We start from the raw sequence: 20,429 nt of genomic DNA on the forward strand, positions 1-20,429 counted from the left end.
GCCCGCTGCACCTGATCGCCAGCCGGGTTGCAGGTTGCTTTTGGTGCACTCCCACACCTGATTGTTGAGATGACGGTTAGCGACCTTGCGGTTTCGCGCTGCCTTTTCATTGCTTGCATCGCCGCGACCTGATGGCGGATGCGATGCGACAACGGCCCGGCAGCGCCGTTCTTGTTCTTGCCGGCGCGCGCGCCGCGTCCGCCGCCTTACTCCCGATAACCTGGTCTATACCACTCACCGGCGCAGCACGGTTGCCGCGCCCGTCGGGAGTCAGGCCATGAACGTGCCGCATCAGGTGCATGGCATGAGCCTGGAACTGGCATTGCCGGACTGGCCAGTCCTGACCACCGATGAAATCCATCGCGTGCTGCAGCGGTTTGCGGCGGTGGGCCGCCTCACTGCGGTGCGCTGGCATAGCGCGCGCCCGTTCTCGGCAGCGGCCTGCGTGGACACTGCAAGCGGCCCGGTCATCGTCAAACGCCACCACTGCAGTGTGCGCAGCGTAGCCGCGCTGCGCGAGGAACACAGCTTCATGGCCCATCTGCGCTGGGCCGGCGCGCCGGTGGTGGAGGTGCTGCACGACGCCCGGGGCCGCACTGCGCTGGCGCACGCCGATTGGGTGTACGAAGTGCAGCGGGTGGGTGCGGGGCACGACCTCTACCGCGATGCATTGTCATGGACACCGTTCTCCGATGTTGCGCATGCGCGGGCGGCCGGCGCTGCGTTAGCGCAACTGCATTGCGCGGCCCAGGGCTTCGATGCGCCGGCACGCTCCACCAGCGTGCTGGTCGCCAATCTGCGATTGTTTGCCCAGGCAGACCCCCTGCAGGCGTTGCACGATGCCTTGCCAACGCGGCCGCACCTTGCAGCAGCCCTGCAGGACCGCCCCTGGCCAGACGATCTGGCCACCCACGTGCTGCCCTGGCATGCGCAGGCGTGGCCGCTGCTGTCTGCGCCAGGCGCGCTACCGCCGCTGTGGACCCACGGCGATTGGCATGCGTCCAACCTGCTGTGGGACACCACCGACGGAGCCACCCGCGTCAGCGCCGTCTTCGATTTCGGATTGAGCGATTGCAGCAGCGCGCTATTCGATCTGGCCACCGCGATCGAACGCAACCTCATCCCCTGGTTGCGGCTGGACACCGGCGCACGCGCACAGGCCGAGCTCGACCAGCTCGACGCGCTGCTGGAGGGCTACGCGCAGCATCGCCCACTGGACGCAAACCACTTGCACCGCCTGGCTGCGCTGCTGCCGATCGTGCATGCCGACTTCGCCTTGAGCGAAATGGAATATTTCGCCGGCATCACGCGTTCGCCCGCCAATGTCGATATCGCCTATCACCGCTATCTGCTCGGCCACGCGGACTGGTTCGCCAGCGCCGATGGCCAGCACCTGCTCGCGCATCTGCACGCACGTGCGCGCCGGCTGCCGTGAGCAGCTTCCTTTCTCTGTCGAGTCCTGCCAAATGTCCGTTGCCTTCCCCCTGCTGTCCCGCTGCCCACTCGCGCTTGCACTGGCATTGTGCTGCGCCCCCGCACTGGCGCAGCAACAACTCGGCGCCGATGCGGTCGAACTGGACGCGGTCAACGTGCGTGGCGAGCGCGCGCAGACCAGCACGGCATTGAGCGGATTTGGTGCCACCCGGCTGCTGGACGCCCCCGCCTCGATCGCGATCATCGATCGTGCGCAATTGCTCGATCGCCAGGCGCGCGTACTCAGCGAGGTCTTGCGCGCCGATGCCTCTGCCGGCGATGCGTATGCGCCGATCGGCTATTACGAAAACTTCGTGGTGCGCGGCTATTCGCTCAATGCCGCCAACAGTTACCGCATCAACGGCATGAGCGCGGTGGGCGAACAATCGATCGCACTGGAGAACAAACAGCAGGTGCAACTGCTCAAGGGCCTGGCCGGGCTGCAATCGGGCGTCAACGAACCGGCCGGACTGATCGACTACCGCACCAAGCGACCCGAGCACGTGCGCAGTGTCACCCTGGGCACAGACGAACAGGGCTCGCGCTATGTCGCCGCCGATCTGGGCGACTGGTTCGGTGCCGAACGCACGCTGGGCTTACGCGTCAACGCCGCACGCGAAGACATCGACAGCTATGTCGACCATGCCGACGGCTACCGCAATTTCCTGTCGCTGGCCGGCGACTGGAAGATCACCCCGCAGGCGCTGCTGCAGCTGGACGTGGAGTATCAGCACCGGCAACAGCGCTCGGTGCCCGGCTATCAACTGCTGGGCGGCACGCAGGTACCGCGCGATATCGATGTGCACCGCCTGCTCGGCTACCAGCCGTGGGCGCGGCCGGTGGAAATGGATGCGCTCAACGCGCAGCTGCGTTACGCCTACCAGTTCAACGACGACTGGCGCGCCACCGCCGAAGCATCGCGCAGTCGCTCGAAGATCAACGATTTCTCTGCATTCGCCTGGGGCTGTTATGGCGCGGCAAGTTGCGCCGACATCGCCACGCCGAACTTCTTCAGCGCGCAGGGCGAATACGACATCTACGATTACCGCAGCCCCGACGACACCCGCATACACGATCAGCTGCGTGCCACGCTCGAAGGCCACGTCGCGACCGGCGCGCTGGAGCAACACCTGAGCATGGGCGGCGAGTGGCTGCGCCGCACCGTCGACCGTTTTGGTTCGGTCAACGAATTCGTCGGCAGCGGCAGCATCGATCGCGACCCGGAGGTCTTTGCGCAGACGGATGTTGCGTTGGACCCCAAGCAGCGCCGTCTGGACAGCCGCCAACGCGCGCTGGTCATGGCCGACCGGATCGGCCTGGGCGCGCAGTGGGAACTGTCGCTTGGCGCGCGCTACGTGCAACTGGACGAACGCAGCTTCGATCGCGACGGCCTGCTGGAGCGACGCACGCGCAAAGACACGGTACTGCCGCAGGCGGCGCTGCTGTTCAAACCGCAGCAGAACATGTCGCTGTATGCCAGCTACGCCAAGAGCCTGGCGGCCGGCGGCACGGCGCCGTGGTTTGCCGACAACGCCGACCAGATCCTGCCGCCCACCAATGCGTACCAACTGGAAACCGGCGCAAAGATCGACCTGCAGGGCCTGCGTCTGGGCGCGGCACTGTTCGACATCCGCCAGGCCTATCAGTTCACCCAACCGCAGGCCGATGGCGGTCTGCTCTATGTGCAGCAGGGCCGCCTGCACAACCGCGGCCTGGAGCTATCTGCCGACGGTGCAGCGACCCGGCAGCTGCGTCTGTTCGCCAGCGTCGCGGCAATCCGCGCGCGTGCAGAGGACACCGACATTGCCGAGTACGAAGGCCATCAGGCGATCAACGTGCCTAAGCTGCGCGCCAGCGTGCAGGCCGATTACAGCGTGCCCGGTATCGATGGTCTGGCCCTGCTGGGCGGTGTGCAATACAGCGGGCGCAAGTTTGCCGACCGCCTCGGCAACGCCAGCGTGCCGGCCTACACCGTGGCCAACCTGGGTGCCCGCTACGCCACGGCGCTGGGCGGGCTGGCGACCACCTGGCGCGTGAACGTGGACAACGTGTTCGACAAGCGCTATTGGCGCGATTCCGGCGAATATCAGGGCGATGCGTACCTGTTCCCCGGTGCGCCGCGCACCGCACGGCTGACGGTGCAGGTGGATTTCTAACCTGCAGTGTAGGCACACATTGTCGGGCAGCGTCGACAGCCGGTCACCGGCGCTGCCAGCTCGCCTGCGGATTGTGCTCGTGGACGACGAGGTGCCGTGTTCCAAGGCTGAACTGTATGCACCGTCGTCCCAACGCCTCCTACGCCGCAACACGTTGACCTATCACGCACCAGGTACCGCATGTCGCTGCTCGAATCCATCGCTGTCGTGATCAACCTGCTGGGCGTGTGGCTCACCGCGCGGCGCATTCGCTGGTGCTGGCCGGTGGGCATCGTGGCGGTGGCGTTGTATGCGTGGCTGTTCTACCAATGGAAGCTGTACTCGGACATGCTGCTGCAAGGGGTCTACGTGCTGACCCAGCTCTACGGATGGTGGCACTGGCAACCCGGCAACGCCGCAGACACGCGGATACGCCCGCTGCCGATGCCGTCCGCCGAACGCTGGCTTTCGCTGGGCATCGGCGCGGCGTTCGCTGCGGCGCTCGGCGCCTATATGCATTACCGCACCGATGCGGTGCTGCCGTGGCTGGACGCGGCGCTGGCCAGTTTCAGCCTGGTGGCCAGCGTGTGGGCAGCACGCAAGCGCATCGCCAACTGGGTATTGTGGATCGTGCTCGACTGCGTCTACGTCGGCGTCTTCATCAGCAAGGGGCTGTACCCTACTGCCATGCTCTACGCAGGCTTCGTGGCGCTTGCGGTGTACGGCTGGCATAGCTGGAAAACCCAACAGAACCAGAACCTGGCTGTCGCACGCTAAGCCGGTCGCGGTTTGCGCGCGCGTTCTTCTTTACCATCGCAACATGCACGTCTGCCACCTCATTGCCTTGCTCACGCCCTGCGTCTTCCGCCTGCGGTTCGCCGCATGAGCGTGTCGCGCCAACACACCATCACCGAAGCGATCTCCGCACAAATCTCAGCCGGCGAATGGGGACCGGATCAGCGCCTGCCGGTGGAACGCGCGTTGGCCGAGCGATTTTCCTGCACCCGCATCACGCTGCGCGAAGCGCTGCAGCAGCTTGAAGCCGAAGGCCGCATCTATCGCGAAAACCGCCGCGGCTGGTTCGTCAGCGCGCCGCGCGTGCGCTACGACCCCACCAGCATCGCCGGCTTCATGCAGTACGTGGCGGCGCAAGGACGCAAGCCGCGCACTGAATTATTGAGCGCCACCCGGCAGGTCGCGGGCGCGGCTTACGCCGCGGCGTTGCGACTGGACAGCCCGTACGACGAGGTGTTCGTCCTGCAACGTCGGCGCTGGATCGACCGCCGCGCAGTGCTGCTGGAAACCAATGTGGTGCTTGCGGACTGGGCGCCGGGCCTGCTCGAACACGATCTGGCAGGGTCGCTGTCCAGCGTGTTCAACCAGTGGCTGGGACTGTTCCTGAGCCGCGCGCAGCTGTCGATGCATCCGGCCGGATTGGACGCGACACAAGCGATGCTGCTGCAGTCCACGCCCGGCACGCCGTGTTTTCGGCTGCAGCGGATCAGCTTTGCCGAAGACGGACGCGCGGTGGAACTGGATATCGAATCCTGGCGCCACGACGCATTGGATGTGGTGGTGCGGACCGAGGCGCCGACGCGGTCTGCTTTTTAGGGCTGGGAATCGGGAATCGGGAATCGGGAATCGTTGAGGAGCGTGCCGCATTGCTGCGTTGGTGGTGGGCGCGGCTTTGCTGCCGCCCCGGCATCATCAACAGCGGATTCGAAACTGCTTGATGGGCCGGATGACGTTTTCGGCCAGAACGCATCGGTGACGTGCCGGCGGCATCGACGGGGCACGGCTGCTGATTGAGCGGTGGTTCCGCCTTTCGCTTGATGCAGGTGTCACGACATCGATCCGGTCACGCGACACCTGCGATCGCGAGAGCAGCGAGTGCGGCAGCGGAGTGGAACCTGCAGTTGCCATGTGCGCATGATCGGATGACGAACGTCGTCGTGCCTGCGTGATCCATGTAGATTGCGGACGATCACCGTGCCTGGCGGTGGGCAGGTCGTTCCGGCGGCGACGCTAGGCGTCGAACAACGCGCGTTGCAGGTCCGGTGGCGGGAGGTGGGCCAGGAGTTGCGTCAGCTGGTCGCGCTGCGCGCGCAACGGGTCGTGCATGAGGAAATTGGCCAGGCGCGCATGCCAGGCCGGCCAGCGGGTAGCCAGCGCGTCCACGTGCCTTCGGCCGGGCGGCCCTCGTGCGGGGAGGCAACGAAGGCGGTGTCGCACAGCACATTACGCCAGCCCAGCCCACCCATGCGCAGGCTCAGATCCACCAGCGCCGCGTACCAGGAGCCGTAACTGCTGGCGTCCAGGCCACCGGCCTTGCGCCGCGCCGTTCCGCGCAACAGCACCGCGTGCCCGATCGCCGACGGCAGTTCCGGGTGCAGCGGCGGCATTGCGGCACAGGCAGCCGCAAGCCGCTCGGATGAATCCGGCATGGGGTTGAGTTCGCCAAGCCGCGGCCAGCTGCAGGCCTCGCCCACATTGCTCCATGGCGTGGCGGTGGCGATCGCGGCGTCGCGTGCAAAACACGCGGTCAGCTGCCGCAACCACCCCGGCAACGGGCAAGCATCCAACCCCAGCACCACCACGTCGGCATCGCCGCAGGCGCTGAGCATTTCGTCCAGATGCGCCACCTCGCCCAGCATGCGCTGGCGACGGGTGTAATGCGCCTGCAATGGCGTGCGTGCCAGCCAATGTTCGATCACTGCGCGCCCGCGCGGGCCGGCCTGCGCATCATCGGCCAGCCACACGCGTGTTCCTGCAGGCGTGGCCGCATCCAATGCGCCCAGACACGCATCCAGCGCCTCGTCGTCGGTGCCAATCGACATTAGCACAATCGGTTGCAGCTCAGATCTCACCGAATCCGTGTCTTAAAAGTGATGAAAATTTATCAAAAATAATTTTACCAACAAGTAATAGTGCCCCTTCCAGGGGCACTATCACTCCTCATCTTAAAAATCACCCTCTAACGTACTGCACACAAGTATAAGCTGCAGTTACCTCATAATAATTGGGGTCGTATGTATTTGGTCGCCACCATTGATAACCAACAAATACACATTCGCCAAAGTTCTTGACCCTAGCATAACCAATAGCATTTAATTGTGCCTTTTCAAGCGCAATCTCTAAAGAGTTCCACCGCGCGGTGCCATAAAAATCTTGATAGACAGGCACGTATGTTTGGGCCAAGCCATTGCCGGAAAAAAAAGAAAACCCAAGCAGAGTAAAACCAAGTCCGAATCTTTTGCCAAGAAACATCGCAAGCCCTCCATTACATCCATTTAAAAACAACCCCTGCATCAATCTCAATCTCAATCTCAACCTTAATTCTATCTACCCTTCTCAAGTGGCTGCATTGCTTTAAACTTTTGCCCGTACTCATCGGTCAAGTTACGCGCCTCTTGAGGATTCCGTACTATTGACGGAGTGATCAGCACAATAACCTCCCTGCGATCCTTGTTTTGTGTCTTACGTCCAAAAAGAGCGCCAACGACCGGCAGCTTGCTCAAGATAGGAAGCCCAGCACTGCCGTCGGAGGTCGAATCGTCAATTAAACCTGCAAGCATAATTGTGTCTCCGTTCTGGACAGCGGCTTCGGTTTTTACCCGGCGAGTATTTATGTCAACATTACATGCAGCGCTATTGACAGTAGTTGTTGACGCTGAAGTGCAAGCTGCGGGGCGCGCTCCAGGAGTACTAACCTCTTGGACAATATCAAGAAAAACCATTCCATCCTTAGTGACGCGCGGGCGAACCTTTAAAATAACGCCGGTATCGATATATTGAACTGAAGAAAAACTACTATCGCTACCCAATCCCGTATTTATCGATGTCGAATTAATAGGAATTCGAGAACCTACATTGAGTGTAGCCTCTGCATTGTTCCGCACAAAAACTGACGGAGTCTGGAGGAGGCGTAAATTTGTGACACGGTCCAATGCACTAATTATCGCGGCAGCGTTTTTCCCCAGAAAAGTCCAGGCAAGACCATTATTTGTAACGCTACCGGATACATCCCCCCAAATACCTCTACCAGCAGCTGATGGGAGACCAGCACCGCCCGTACCATCTGCGTTTACAGGTGCATTGACTGCATTCTCGAAATACCAGTTAACACCGTATTCCAGCTGACCAGTCAATGTCACTTCAGCGATCTGTGCCTCAATATGGACCTGCATTGGCATCACATCGAGCCGTTCAATCACATCGCGAATGGAGCTCCATGCTTGCGCACTTGAACGTACAAGTAGCGTATTGGTTTCAGCGACTGCAGAAACACCAACTTTGTCGCCTTCGACCTCCAGCGTCACACTACCGTTCTGGTTGGTACTAGGCTGTAGCTGAAGCATGCCGCCGCCACTGCCACTGCTTCCGCCGAAGCTCCCAGAGGTACCCGACTGACTCGAACCATTACTCGTGCCACCTATATCTCCACCTGTGGCGCCACTGCTACTTCCAAGACTTTCATCCCGATCGGCTCCACCGCTGTTATTGCCCAACATATTTACGACACCGCCAGGCACCAAGGTAGGACTGCTACTACCGCCATTGCCACGGCCACCGAACACTTCGGAGAGACGATCGGCCAGGTCCTTGGCCTTGATGTACTTCAGCTCGTAGGAAAACAACCGCACCCCGCCACCGGCGCTGTCGATGCGGTCCAGCCACTGCTGGATCTGGTCCAGGTAACGCGGCTGCGGAGTGATCACCAGCACCGCGTTGGCGTTTTCCAACGGCATGAAACGGAACATGCCGGCGCTGGGCGTCTTGCTCTGTTCCCCGAACACCTTTTCCAGATCGGCGGCGACTTTCTCGGCCTTGCCGGACTGGATCGGAAACACGCCCACCGACATGCCCGACAACCAGTCCACGTCGAAGATCTGCACGGTGCGCAGGTAGTTTTCCAGCTCCGCGCGAGTGCCGCCCAGGGTGATCACATTGCGCGCCGGGTCGGTGCCGACGATGGCGTTCGGGCGCGCGTACGGCTCCAGCACCTTTTTCATTTCGCTGGCGGAAATGAACTTCAGCGGCACCACGCGCACCTCGAAACCGCGTGCGGCAGAGGGCGATGCGGTGCTGGGCGCCACGGTGCCGGCCAACGCCTGGTCGGCCGGCACGATGTTGTAGCGGCCACCGCTGAATACCATGCGGGCGTTGTTCCAGCCCAGCACCATCTCCAGCAGGTTCAGCGCCTGCGCGGGCGACACCGGATTGGGCGTGGCCAAGGTCACGGTGCCCTGCACGCCGGGCGCGATGACGTAGTTCTGGCCGAGCATGTCGCCCAGGATCGCCTTGACCACCGCCTGCACCGATTCGCCTTCGAAATTGAAGGTGGCACTGCCGCTGCTGGCCATGCCCAGCGTGGGCGCCGGCGCGGACGCGGCGCCCTGGTTGATCATGGTGCCGCTGCCGCGCCGGATCACCGGACTGGGCTTGGCACTGGCGTTGGCGTTGCCATCGGCAGCCTGCTCGGCGGCGGTCTGGGTGGCGCCGGCAGCACCGACTTGCGGATCCAGGCGCGCGTTGCGGCGCACGTCCGGCGGCGGAGTGGTGGCGCAACCGGCCAGCAGGCCAATCAGCAGGGACACGGGAAACAGGCGCGGCGTCATGCGTTCACTCATTGGGTCTGACCGGGGGTAGAGCCGCTCTGGCGCTGCTGTTGCAGCTGGCGGCGTCGGGCTTCGATGCGTTCGCGGATGGCACGCATCTGATCGTCGGAGGGGCGTGGGGCTTCCTGCGCGCCATCGCTGCGCTGCGGCGGCACGGTTGGCGGTGTCTGCCCGCCTGGCTGCTGCTGTTGCACCGGCGCGACCGGTTGCGGTTGCGGCGGCTGCGGCGGGGCAAGTGCGGCAGCGTCGGGGGACGGTACCGGCGGGGTGGCAGTGGCGGCACCCCGTGCGGCGGCATTGGCGGTGGGCGGCTGCCCGCCCTGGCCGTTGAACACATGCAATTCCAGGGTTTGCGTGCCGCTGGGGCCTTCGATGGTTGCGCTACGCGGCTGCAGGGCGAGCAGGCGCCAGCCTTTCACCGCTTCGCCGCCCAGCTGCACGCGCACCGAATCCTGCGGGTCCAGGGTCAACGTCGCCATCTTGAAGTTGTCCGTCAGCAGCACGCCGGTCAGGCGTACTGTCGAAGCGGCGCTGCTGCCATCGTTGCCGGACAGGAAGAACGGATGCGGCAGGCGGTCTTCGGCAAACGCCGGGTGCGCGGCGATTTCCGAATATTTCTCGAATGGGCCCAGGCGCTCCGGCGCCGGTGCCGGCAACGTGGGCAGACGCTGCACCAGCGCCGGGTCGTCGGGCAGCAGCTCGACGCGCTTGCCCAGGCCGGCGACGGCCAGCACGCACACCAACAGCGCCCAACCGACCACGGTGGCCAGCAGCCAGGTGCGCAGGCCGATCATGTCAAGGCGCATTGCTGGCCTCCGCCGCGTTGGGGGCAGCAGGTGCGGCCTCGTTGTTCAGCGGTGCGGCGCTGGCGCCCGGGCGCAGATAGCCGGCCAGCTCGAAGGCGATATCCAGGCCGTTGCCGCTTTCGTTGGGCGAGAGCTGGTAGCGCTGCGCCATCACGTTGAGGTTGTCCACGAACAAGCGCGGCGTGCCGTTTTCCAGGCTGTACAGCACCGAGGCCAGTTCCGGCGTGCCGCAGCGCAGACGCACCTGCACCGCCACGCGGGTGAAGCGGTTCTTGCTCTCCGGCTGCAACGGCGAGCGATTGCTGATGGCGCAGCTGCGGTTGCCAGGACTGGCCTCCACCACCGCGCGTTCCAGCCGCTGCACCAGCCCGGCGGAGGCGAGTTCGGCCGAGGTTTCCGGCAGGAAGCCCGGGCGGCTTTCCAGCGTCTGCCGCGCCTGCTGCAGCCGCTTGCTGACTTCCGGCGCCTGCTGCAATTGCACGCGCACGCGCAGCTCGCGTTCGCGCAGCGCCTGCAGGTCGTCCTGCACCGCGATCATCGGTTGGGTGAACCATGGGTGCACCAGCACCAGGTAGGCCACGCCGATCACCAGCAACAGCAGGCCCAAAGCGATCCAGCGATCGCGCTTAACGCTGCGTGGCATCGGCCGCCTCCTTCGCATCGGGGCCGGCAAGCTCGGCGGTGATGGTGAAACGGTCGACATTCCGGCCGGCATCGCTCTGCAGCACGCCGGTCAACGACGGCGTACGCCACAACGGCGAGCCTTCCAGACGACGCACCAGCGAAGAGGCTTCGTTGCTCAATCCGATCAACTGCAGTTGCCCGCCTTCGACCGAAAATTTTTCTAGATACGTGCCACCGGGCAGGCGCCGGCTCAGTTCGTCCCAGATTTCGACCGAGGTCGGGCGGGTGGCGCGTTGCTGCTGGAAGAACCGCGCGCCTTCGACCAGGTCCATCAATTGCTGCCGTTCGGCAGCGACCTTGCGCGCGCGCGCGGCGTTGGCCTGCACCTTGGCGCGCAGATCGTCGGCGGCCTGGCGGCGGTTGTCGAGCAGCAGCCAGCCGGCAACGGCCAGCAGCACCAGCGCAGAGGCGGCCAGCAACAGGTTCCAGCGCTGCATCGGGTCGCTGCGGCGCAGGCGTCGCGTCGGCGGCAGCAGGTTCACGCCCAACGGCAGGCCATTGGCGTCGGTCACATCGATGCCCGACAGCGCGCTGTTCCATGCGTCCGGCACACCGGCCGGGCCATCGATCATGCGTCGCGGCACCACCACCAGTTCGGCATCGAGCTGGCCGTCTTCGCGCACATCGAGCACGCGCGCATCGAAATACACCTGGTCGGCAGTGAACGGGGTTTGTCGATCGATCTCGAAACGCGCCACGTCCTGCAGGCGCGCCGCTGCCGCTGCGGGCAGGCGCAATGGCCGGCGCAAGGCGTGCGCGGCCGGCAACAGCCAATGCCGCGGCAGGCCTTCAAGCGCTGTCGGCAGCAAGCCATTGACTTCCTGCGGATGCACCGGCCACGGCAGGCTGGCGACGGTGTCGCAGCTGTGATCGCGCTGGCGCAGCAACTGCAGCGTGTCGCCATCCTGTTGCAACAGCAGGCGTGCCTGCGACAGGCCCAACTGCCATTGCCACCGCTGCGGCAGCCAGGCCAGCAGCGATTGTTGCCACCAACGCCAGAAGCCTCCGGCTCCCGGCATGGCGCGTACGCCGATACGACCCAAGGTGTCCCGCCATGCGGTCATTGCACTGCTGCTCCCTCTTCCCAACGCAACACGGTATAGGCCGACCCTGGTAATGCGGACGCGCTGGTCGACACCACCGCCCGCAACACGGCCTCGCGTCCCTGACTCAGTCGCGCCCGGCTCTCGATACTATAAGTGTCAGACCCACCGACCGTCGCCTCGCTGCCCGGCAAACCCAGCGGCGCGTCACGCTGGGCCAGCAGTTGCTGCGCGTCCAGCCCCATCGCGGTGAGCACCGGGGCGGGCGCAAAACGCGCTTCAGGCCGCGAACGACCGCTGTACAGCGTGACGTTGGGCAACAGCTTGCGATACAGCTCGCCGTCGATGCCCAACACCAGGCGCAGTTCGCCCAGGGTTTCGAACGGACTGTCTTTTGCGCCATACGGCAGCCCGGCATCGGCGTAATCGCGATCTTCCGCGCCACCGCCGGGCTGGCTCAATGAATCGCCATCGCGCCAATCGACGATGGCACCGGCGATGCGCCCGGCACTGGCCTGCTCGCCGCCCACCGCGCGCACCAGACCGGCGAGCAAGGTGGGCTCGGCCATGTTCAGATCCACCTTGCCGCTTTCATCGGTGATACGAATCTCCACGCTGGCATCGTCCATCTGCCAGCGATAACGTCGGCCGTCCGGGCGCCAGCGTGCCTGGGTGTCGGCATCTTGCAAGCGAAACAATGCGTATTCCAGGCCAGAACGTGCGTACTCCTGCGCCTGCGCGCCGTTGCGCAGCATGCTGCCCTGCAGCGCTTCCACGCGTGCGGTGAGCGCGAACGCACCGATCATCGCGGTAAGCAATGCGATCAACCACAACACCAGCACCAGCGCGGCACCGCGCGAACGACTCATTGCCCTGCCCCCGGGTTGCTGGATTGCGGCAACGCCACCACCATCGGCGGCCATGCGGCATCGTCGCTGCGGATGTCGATGCGCACCATCAGCGGCAGGCGGTCGTGCCATTCCCACTGCGGCAGCCACGCGCTCAGGCGCCCGGTTTGCGGATCCATGCCGCGATACCGAAAACTCACCTGTTGCACGCCTTGGGCAAGGGTCTCCGGCGGCAGCGGGCTGCTTTCTTCGATCGACTTGCCGGACTGCAGCATGGTCAAGGCAATCAGCAGGTTGCGCCGATCGCCATCGCCGGCGACCGACAGGTCGTGCAGATACGGCCCGCCGCGGCCCAGGTAATCGGGCACGTCTGCGGCAAAGCGCAGGCGTTGCGGCTCGCCGATGAACAGGATCGGCTGCTGGCTTTGCGTATCGATGCCCATGGCGATCGGCAATGCGGCGGCCAGGCGCCGCCGCAGGAATTCTTCCACCGCACGTACGCGCTCGCTGCGCTGTGCGATCGCTTCGCCGCGCTGACTCACCGCACTGGCCGAGCGCAAGGTGGCAAACGCCAACGCCAACCCACCGACCAGCAACATCGTGGCCAGCAGCACTTCGATCAAGGTGAAGCCTGCGCTGCGCGAACGGCTCATGGCGGGCTGCCCTGCGTGTTGGCCGCCACCAGCCGCAACGTGCGCCATTGCAGCATCTGATTGGGCTGCTCGCCCCAGCGCACCACCAAGGTCAATTGCAGCAGCCGGTGCGCGCCGGGCGACATCGGCGCCTGCGGGTTGCGCCGTGGCTCGTCGTACGGGCGCACGTCCATCGACCAGCGAAAGTGGCCGTTTTCGAACGTGCCTTGTTGCTGCTCGGGCTGCAGCGGCTTGTCGATGCCCTGCACGGCCAGCAGCGACTGCGCGTGCAAGGTGGCGCGCGTGCTTTCATCGGCCGCGCGCACCTGGCGTGCGGCGCCGGACAACGACCCCAGCAACAGGGTCAATGCCAACGCCAGCAACGCGAAGGCAACGATCACTTCGATCAGGGTGTAACCGCGCTGACGCTTCATGGCGCCGGCGTCCGCAAGGGGCCCGAACGCACCTCACCGGTGATCCATCCCACGTCGACACGCCATCGGGCGTCCTTGACCTGCAGATCGATGCGCCCGCCGGTGGACGCGCCATCCGGAAAGAACTGGATCGCGCCCTGATCCTGCCGCGATTGCACCTGGCGCGCGCCGGTGAAGCGCACTTCCAGCGACGGCGGCAGATCGCCGTGATGGCCGCCGGGTGCTTCCCAGCGCCGCTGCTGCGGGTCGATCAGAAACCGCTGCGGTGTGCCGGTGGCAATCGCCTGGGTGCGCGTGTAGCGCAGCTGCGAGGCGATGGCCTTGCCGGCAGTGCGCAGGCGCATGCCGTCGATGCCGCCGTTCAATGCTGCGGCAGCAAGCACGCCGGCCATTGCGATCAACGCGATCACCAGCAGCATCTCCAGCAACGAGGTGCCACGCGCGCGTGCCCGACCAGGGCCGACCACTCCATGCCGATGACGCAACGGCTGACACGCAACGCGCATGGCGAGCGCTTATTGGTACTTGATGTCCGCGTCGTAACTGCTGCCACCGGGCTTGCCGTCCTTGCCCAGGCTGATCAGATCGAACGGCTGACCGTCGCCGGGCGCGCGGTATTCGATGGCGTGGCCCCATGGGTCGTTGAGTTCGGCCGGCTTGGCGTACGGGCCCAGCCAACCGCTGCTGTCGCCGGGCTGGGTGACCAGGTCATCGAGTTTGCTCGGCAGCTTGCCGGTGTCGAGCTGGAAATTCTCGATCTTGCCGGCCAGCGTCTGGATCTGCGACTTGGCCAGATTGGCCTTGCCGCGATCGGCACCGCCCAGCACGCGGCTGCCGACCAGCGTGAGCACCGCACCGATCAGCACAATGACGATGATGATTTCCAGCAAGCTCATACCGGCCTGGCCTGCGCGCGACGGACTGCGGGTGATGGAACGCTTGATCATGAACGATTTCCTTGCACGTCGATGAAGGATGCTGCCGCCAACACATGACACGGCGGGCATTGCAAAGGTTCCCGCATGGGTGTCGTGCGGTCACCGGAACGTTGTGGTGAATACGCTGCCCGGTCAAGCGCGTGGCTGACAAGGCATTGCGCGCGCTTGGCCGTTGGACGCGGCACACGCGCGGGATGTGCAGTGTACGAGCGCGCCATGCCGATTCCGAGCAGCGGCTGTGCTGGGTGAAGACTGCACCGTTGCGCAGAGCTCCGCTCTCAGCCGATTGCATTGGTGAGGTCATACAGCGGGACCAGGACCGAAATGATGACAAGACCCACCACCGAGGCCAGTACCAGCGTGATGAACGGCACCAGCGCGGCCAGTGCGCGGTCGATGGCCTGCGCGGTTTCCAGTTCGAAGGTGTCGGCGGTCTTGAGCAGCATCGTGTCCAGTGCGCCGGACTCTTCGCCCACCTGGATCATCTGCAGCGCCAGCCGCGGAAAGCGCTTGCCGCGTGCCAGCGACATCGACAGGCCATGGCCATTCTTGACGTCGTCGGCCGCATTGGCAACATCCTCCACCAACGCCAGATTGGACATGACGTTGCGCGCGATGCCGATCGCCGCCAGCAATGGCACGCCATTGCGCAGCAAGGTGCCCAGGGTGCGCGTCAGGCGTGCGGTTTCCAGCCGGGCAATCAGGCTGCCGACCACCTTCTGGCGCAGCAGCCATTGGTCCAGCGATGCACGGAACGCGGCATTGCGACGCTTGCGATCCAGCCACAGCCCCAGCACGCCCGGCACGACGATCAGCACGATCCACCAGTCGCGCACCAGCAGGCCCACGCTCAACACCGCCTGGGTAAACCATGGCAGTGTCACATCCAGGCTTTCGTACATCTGCGCAAATTGCGGCACCACGTAACCGAGCAGGAACAGCAACGCACAGCCCACCACCGCCAGCAGGATGGCCGGGTAGATCAGCGCGTTGATCACCTTGCCCCTGAGCGCACGGCTGCGCTCCAGATAATCGGCCAGCCGCTGCAGCGTGTCCTGCATGCTGCCGCCAGCTTCGCCGGCGCGCACCATGTTGATGTACAGCTTGGAAAACAGCCCGTGCTGGCGCTCGAGTGCGGACGACAACGGCGCACCGCCGCGCACGGTATCGCGCACATCGCCGATCACCCGCCGGCTTTTTTCGTCTTCGGGCAGATCCATCAGAATCGACAGCGCACGGTCCAGCGGTTGCCCCGCGCCGATCAACGTGGCCAGTTGCTGGGTGAATTGCACCAGCGCCGCATTGTCGAACGGCTTCTTGCGCAGCAGCATGCGCAGCGACGGCGAATCGTTTTCGCCGGTGGCCAGGCGCGTTTCCACCGGCAGATGGCCCTGTTCCTGCAGACGCAACGCCACCTCGGCATCGCTGGCCGCTTCCATCTGGCCGTCGAGCATTTCGCCGTGGGCGTCCAGGGCCTTGTAACGGTAGAGGGGCATCAGGCTGGGAGGCCGGGATTGTGGAATTGGGATTGGGGAATCGGGAAAAGCACGTCGCTGCGTATTGGCGACATCGCGCACGCATCGCTGTGCACGCACAGCAGAGCCGGCGGGTGGCTGTGCTGGCGGTTCGTTGGTCCGGTGCCTGCCAGGCGTGTTTCTGCTGCCTTACCGATCACGCATCCTCCGTGACGCGCAGGACTTCTTCGATCGTGGTTTCGCCGCGCAGGGCCTTGGACAGCCCATCTTCGTACATGGTGCGCATGCCGGCCTGGCGGGCGAGTTGTTCGATTTCGCCCATGCCGGCACGGCGCATCACCGCACGGCGCAATTCGTCGTTCATCACCAGGAATTCGACGATAGTGGTGCGGCCGAGATAGCCGGTGGGTGCCGCGGCGGAGGGACGTGGGCGATACAGGAAGATCTCGCCCTCCGGTTGCAGGCGACGCAGGTCGAACCTGGCGATTTCTTCCGGCGAGGCGGCGTAGCGCTCGGCGTTGGCCAGGTCGAGTTTGCGCACCAGGCGCTGCGCCAGGATGCCGTTGATGGTGGAGGTGAGCAGATAATCCTCCACGCCCATGTCGAGCAGACGGGTGATGCCGCCGGCCGCGTTGTTGGTATGCAGCGTGGACAGCACCAGGTGGCCGGTGAGCGCGGACTGGATCGCGATGCGTGCGGTTTCCAGGTCGCGCATTTCGCCGATCATGATGATGTCCGGATCCTGACGCACGATGCTGCGCAATGCGTTGGCGAAATCCAGCCCGATCTGCGGCTTGGCCTGGATCTGGTTGATGCCTTCGATCTGGTATTCCACCGGGTCTTCGACGGTGATGATTTTCACATCCGAGGTGTTGAGCTGGCTCAACGCGGTGTACAGCGTGGTGGTCTTGCCCGAGCCGGTGGGGCCGGTGACCAGCATGATGCCGTGCGGTTGCTCCAGCACCTTGCGGAACTGCGGCAAGAAGTCTTCGGTAAAGCCCAGCTTGTAGAAGTCGAACACCACCGTTTCGCGATCCAGCAGGCGCATCACCACGCTTTCGCCATGCGCAGTTGGCACGGTACTGACGCGCAGGTCCAGCTCCTTGCCCTGCACGCGCAGCATGATGCGGCCGTCCTGCGGCAGGCGGCGCTCGGCGATGTTGAGCTTGGCCATGATCTTGATGCGGCTGATGACTGCAGCAGTGAGCTTGGCCGGCGGGCTTTCGCCTTCCACCAACACGCCGTCCACGCGGTAACGCACCTTGAGCCGGCTTTCGAACGGTTCGATATGGATGTCGGAGGCGCGCAGTTCCACCGCGTGCTGGATCACCAGGTTCACCAGCCGGATCACCGGCGCTTCGGAGGCCAGATCGCGCAGCGCTTCGATGTCGTCGCTGCTGTTGGCATCGCCATCGGCGGTTTCCACGATGGTGCCCATCGCACTGCGGCCCTGGCCGTACCAGCGCTCAATCAGGTCATCGATTTCCGAACGCAGGCCCACCTGCAACAGCAACGTGCAGCCGGTGGCAAGACGCACCGCATCAATGGCGTAATCGTCGTAAGGATCGGCGATCCACAGTTCCAGCCGGCCATCGCGTTCGCCGACCGGGCACAGATGAAATTGCTTGAGAAAGCGCAGCGACAACCCCTGCACTTCCGGCAGCATTTCCGGCGGCGTGTCGCCGAGCTGGCGTGCGTCCACCAACGGCAAGCCAAGCACGTCAGCGCAGGTTTCTGCATGATCGCGTTCGGACACCAGACCCAAACGGCCGAGCAAGGCGAGCAGGCCCATGCCGGATTCGGCCTGCAATTGGCGCGCGCGCAGCAGATCGGTGTCTTTCAGACGACGGCGTTCAAGCAGCGCATCGACGATGCGCGTCTCCGCACTTCGATGCTCGATTGGATCGACGGCAACCGCGTTCACACTCGTCTCCACTGGTCCGGCGCCGACTGTAGCAGTTTGCCGCGACGATCAACCGCACGCATTTGAAACGCCCTGAAAAACAATGCCCCCGGCGATTGGCCGGGGGCATCGGTCACACTATTTCGCTACTTACTGTCGTGCAACGAGCGTCAGCTTCGCGTAGCTCGCCGCGCCGACCAACTTGATGTAGTAGGTGCCGGCCTTGGGGGCAGTGAAACGCACGGTTTCGCTGTTGCCCGGACGGGTCGACTTGGCGTCGTAGCTTGTGGCGCTGGGCTCGGCCTCGAAGCTGACGTACATCGACACATCGCCGGTGCCGCCGTAGGTCATGAAGCTGAGCACGGCGCCGGCCTTGGCCTCGAAGCTGTACAGCGTGGAGCTGCCGGCGGTACCGCTCAATCCAGCAACAGGCGCCTTGTTGGTGAGCGCAATGGCGCTCGGCGCGCAGCTCTCGGTGGCCGGGTCGCACGGCTCCTCCAGCACGGCTTCCAGCGCGGCCTTGGCGTCGACGATACCGCTGCCGATCGGGGTGCTGGCCGGCGGAGTCACCGGGAAGGGGCGGCTGGTCTGCTTGAGCAGGGCTTCGACCGCAGCCGGGGTCAGCGGGCCATCGCCCAGACCGATGGCTGCGCTCTGCACCAGCGCCACGACGCCGGCCACGTGCGGCGAGGCCATCGAGGTGCCGCCTAGACCCATATAGGTATAGCTACCGGAGGTCGGCGTGGTCGCACCGGTGTACCCGGCCTGCCAGACGTAACCGCCCGGATTGCCGTCCACGCTACCGCCGCCGCCCGGACCAGAGAGGTCGACCTTGCTGCCGTTGTTGGAGTAGTAGGCGATGCCACCGGTGATGCGCGTGGCGCCAACGGTGATGGTGTTGTTGCAGCTGGCCGGCGAATGGTTGGCCGCATCTTCGCTGCTGTTGCCGGCCGCGACCACCACGGTGGTGCCGCGCGACACCGCGCCATTGATCGCCAGCTGGGTGGCCGAATCGCAGGGCTCGCCGCCCCCGAGGCTCATGTTGATCACTTCGGCCGGATTGGTGTTGGCCGGCACGCCGTCGACGCTGCCGCCGGAGGCCCACACGATCGCATCGGCGATGTCGGAGGTGTAGCCGCCGCAACGGCCGAGCACGCGCACCGGCAGGATGGTCGCCTTCGGCGCGACGCCCGCCATGCCCACGCCGTTATTGGTCGCCTCGGCCACGGTGCCTGAAACGTGGGTGCCGTGCCAGGAACTTTCCTGCGCCTGCGAGCCCGCGTAGCAAACGTTGTCGGCCTCTTCCCAGTCGCCGTAATCGAGTGCGCCCGGCACGCGCGCATCGGTGGGACGACGCGAGACTTCGGCGTCGGTGATGAAGTCGTAGCCCTGCAGGAGATTGCCGGCAAAATCGGGGTGATCCGGCAGGATGCCGGTATCCAGCACCGCCACCACCACGCCTGCGCCCTGCGACAGATCCCAGGCGCCCGGTGCGTTGATGCCGCCGTTGGGGTTGCTCAGGTGCCACTGGTACTGGGCGTAGAACGGGTCGTTGGGAACCAGCTGCGGGCTCACGTCGGTGGCAGGCAGGCTTTTGCTGATATCGATCGGGCGCAGCATGCGGTCGATCTGCACGTCGGCCACGGATGGGTCGTTCTTGAGCTCGACCACCACCTTGTCCACCTGCGCGGCGGTCAGCGTGCTGGACAGCTTGATCAGGTCCGAGCCGATGCCCAGCTTGCGCACATACGTCGCCTTGGCGGCGGCAGCGCTGCTGCGCGCGCCGGTACTGGCGCCAACGCGGCCCACCGCGGCCTGCACGGCGCTCAGCTTGCTGCTGCGATCGGTTGCAGCGGCGGTATTGTCCTTGTAGCGCACGATCAACCGGCTACCGAACGCTGCGCCGGCCGGGGCTGCCTGGGTCGGTTCCTTGACCAGCAGTTTGGGGGCGGCAGCGAGCGTGCCAGAGGCACCGAGGGCCATCATCAGGATGGCGCCGGTCAGCGGGTTGAGACGGAAATTCTTGTCGATCACGGTGAAGTCCTCTTCGTATTTTTCGTGAATCAGGCTTGGCGCAGCCGGCGCAATCGCTGCGTAGCCGCGGTGCGGTGCGCTGCGTCCTTGTCGGCCACCCCTGGTACGGCCATCACTCCATGCGAATCCGTTGGCCGGCCCAGCCACGGTCCTTGCCCGCCCCCTCAGGCCTTGCAGATCGCGACGGCGCACCTGGCGCCGCCGCGCTTGATGCGAGAACGCCTTACCAGCCGAAACCGGCACCCACGCCGATCGAGCTGTCGTCGCCGCTGAGTGCGCCGCCCACGGTGAGGGTGGCGCGCGGGCTGATCGCACGCTGGTAGCCCACCGACAACGCCGACTCACCGTTCTGAAAACCGACACCGGCACCGATGCGGTTCTGCGAGGCGATACCGGCCACGCTGGC

At 64.8% G+C, this 20,429-nt stretch carries 18 protein-coding genes and 1 pseudogene; 4 read left to right on the top strand and 15 right to left on the bottom strand.

From position 1 onward, the window contains the following. Positions 1-277: 277 nt before the first annotated feature. The 4 genes from LN450_RS18855 to LN450_RS18870 all read left to right on the top strand — a co-directional run bounded on the left by LN450_RS18855 (position 278) and on the right by LN450_RS18870 (position 5,219). Complete coding sequence (locus LN450_RS18855) at positions 278-1,435, top strand: phosphotransferase enzyme family protein (RefSeq protein ID WP_008573742.1); 1,158 nt, start codon at positions 278-280, stop codon at positions 1,433-1,435. A 31-nt stretch (positions 1,436-1,466) separates the two neighbouring features. Beyond that, on the top strand, positions 1,467-3,629 hold the full coding sequence (locus tag LN450_RS18860) for a TonB-dependent receptor (RefSeq protein ID WP_011348574.1): 2,163 nt from the start codon (positions 1,467-1,469) through the stop codon (positions 3,627-3,629). A gap of 180 nt (positions 3,630-3,809) precedes the next feature. Continuing rightward, positions 3,810-4,385, top strand: coding sequence for a nicotinamide riboside transporter PnuC (gene pnuC, locus LN450_RS18865; RefSeq protein WP_011348575.1), 576 nt, complete (start codon positions 3,810-3,812; stop codon positions 4,383-4,385). A 105-nt stretch (positions 4,386-4,490) separates the two neighbouring features. After that, positions 4,491-5,219: a UTRA domain-containing protein gene (locus LN450_RS18870; protein ID WP_011348576.1), complete on the top strand. Its 729-nt coding sequence runs from the start codon at positions 4,491-4,493 to the stop codon at positions 5,217-5,219. A gap of 414 nt (positions 5,220-5,633) precedes the next feature. On the opposite strand, the pseudogene LN450_RS18875 reads toward LN450_RS18870, so the two are convergent. The 15 genes and pseudogenes from LN450_RS18875 to LN450_RS18945 form a co-directional block, all read right to left on the bottom strand. Then, positions 5,634-6,463 (bottom strand): annotated as a pseudogene (locus LN450_RS18875) (glycosyltransferase family 2 protein). A 112-nt stretch (positions 6,464-6,575) separates the two neighbouring features. Then, complete coding sequence (locus LN450_RS18880) at positions 6,576-6,917, bottom strand: hypothetical protein (protein WP_127170345.1); 342 nt, start codon at positions 6,915-6,917, stop codon at positions 6,576-6,578. Positions 6,918-6,946: 29 nt separating this feature from the next. Beyond that, a complete protein-coding gene (gspD, locus tag LN450_RS18885) occupies positions 6,947-9,238 on the bottom strand; it encodes a type II secretion system secretin GspD (RefSeq protein WP_039418121.1) in 2,292 nt (763 codons plus the stop codon). Next, complete coding sequence (xpsN, locus tag LN450_RS18890; protein ID WP_011348579.1) at positions 9,235-10,032, bottom strand: type II secretion system protein XpsN; 798 nt, start codon at positions 10,030-10,032, stop codon at positions 9,235-9,237. Before xpsN ends, gspD begins: the two co-directional genes overlap by 4 nt. Next, positions 10,022-10,675, bottom strand: a complete 654-nt coding sequence (gene gspM, locus LN450_RS18895; RefSeq protein WP_005913511.1) for a type II secretion system protein GspM — start codon at positions 10,673-10,675, stop codon at positions 10,022-10,024. The genes xpsN and gspM overlap by 11 nt, the downstream gene beginning before the upstream one ends. Next, positions 10,659-11,780 (bottom strand): PilN domain-containing protein, encoded by a 1,122-nt coding sequence (locus LN450_RS18900; RefSeq protein WP_005913509.1) that lies wholly within the window; start codon positions 11,778-11,780, stop codon positions 10,659-10,661. Before LN450_RS18900 ends, gspM begins: the two co-directional genes overlap by 17 nt. Then, positions 11,777-12,628: a type II secretion system minor pseudopilin gene (locus tag LN450_RS18905; RefSeq protein ID WP_005913507.1), complete on the bottom strand. Its 852-nt coding sequence runs from the start codon at positions 12,626-12,628 to the stop codon at positions 11,777-11,779. The genes LN450_RS18900 and LN450_RS18905 overlap by 4 nt, the downstream gene beginning before the upstream one ends. Beyond that, positions 12,625-13,260, bottom strand: coding sequence for a type II secretion system protein J (locus tag LN450_RS18910; RefSeq protein ID WP_005920740.1), 636 nt, complete (start codon positions 13,258-13,260; stop codon positions 12,625-12,627). The genes LN450_RS18905 and LN450_RS18910 overlap by 4 nt, the downstream gene beginning before the upstream one ends. After that, entirely contained in the window at positions 13,257-13,673 is a 417-nt protein-coding gene (gene xpsI / locus LN450_RS18915; RefSeq protein ID WP_008576216.1) for a type II secretion system protein XpsI, read from the bottom strand. The genes LN450_RS18910 and xpsI overlap by 4 nt, the downstream gene beginning before the upstream one ends. Continuing rightward, on the bottom strand, positions 13,670-14,179 hold the full coding sequence (gene xpsH, locus LN450_RS18920) for a type II secretion system protein XpsH (protein ID WP_011348580.1): 510 nt from the start codon (positions 14,177-14,179) through the stop codon (positions 13,670-13,672). The genes xpsI and xpsH overlap by 4 nt, the downstream gene beginning before the upstream one ends. Before the next feature lie 9 nt (positions 14,180-14,188). Next, positions 14,189-14,620 (bottom strand): type II secretion system major pseudopilin GspG, encoded by a 432-nt coding sequence (gene gspG, locus LN450_RS18925; RefSeq protein WP_003490502.1) that lies wholly within the window; start codon positions 14,618-14,620, stop codon positions 14,189-14,191. A 269-nt stretch (positions 14,621-14,889) separates the two neighbouring features. Continuing rightward, positions 14,890-16,107: a type II secretion system protein XpsF gene (gene xpsF, locus LN450_RS18930; protein WP_011348581.1), complete on the bottom strand. Its 1,218-nt coding sequence runs from the start codon at positions 16,105-16,107 to the stop codon at positions 14,890-14,892. Positions 16,108-16,282: 175 nt separating this feature from the next. Continuing rightward, positions 16,283-18,010 carry a type II secretion system ATPase GspE gene (gene gspE, locus LN450_RS18935; protein WP_011348582.1) on the bottom strand — a complete coding sequence of 576 codons (1,728 nt, stop codon included), beginning with the start codon at positions 18,008-18,010 and terminating at the stop codon, positions 16,283-16,285. A gap of 129 nt (positions 18,011-18,139) precedes the next feature. Continuing rightward, a complete protein-coding gene (locus LN450_RS18940; RefSeq protein ID WP_011348583.1) occupies positions 18,140-20,023 on the bottom strand; it encodes a diffusible signal factor-reguated S8 family serine peptidase in 1,884 nt (627 codons plus the stop codon). A 223-nt stretch (positions 20,024-20,246) separates the two neighbouring features. Next, the coding region (locus LN450_RS18945; protein WP_228892344.1) for a YadA-like family protein at positions 20,247-20,429 on the bottom strand (183 nt) is incomplete at its 5' end.

This window comes from Xanthomonas euvesicatoria pv. euvesicatoria (assembly GCF_020880415.1).
GTDB classification, from domain to species: Bacteria; Pseudomonadota; Gammaproteobacteria; order Xanthomonadales; family Xanthomonadaceae; genus Xanthomonas; species Xanthomonas euvesicatoria.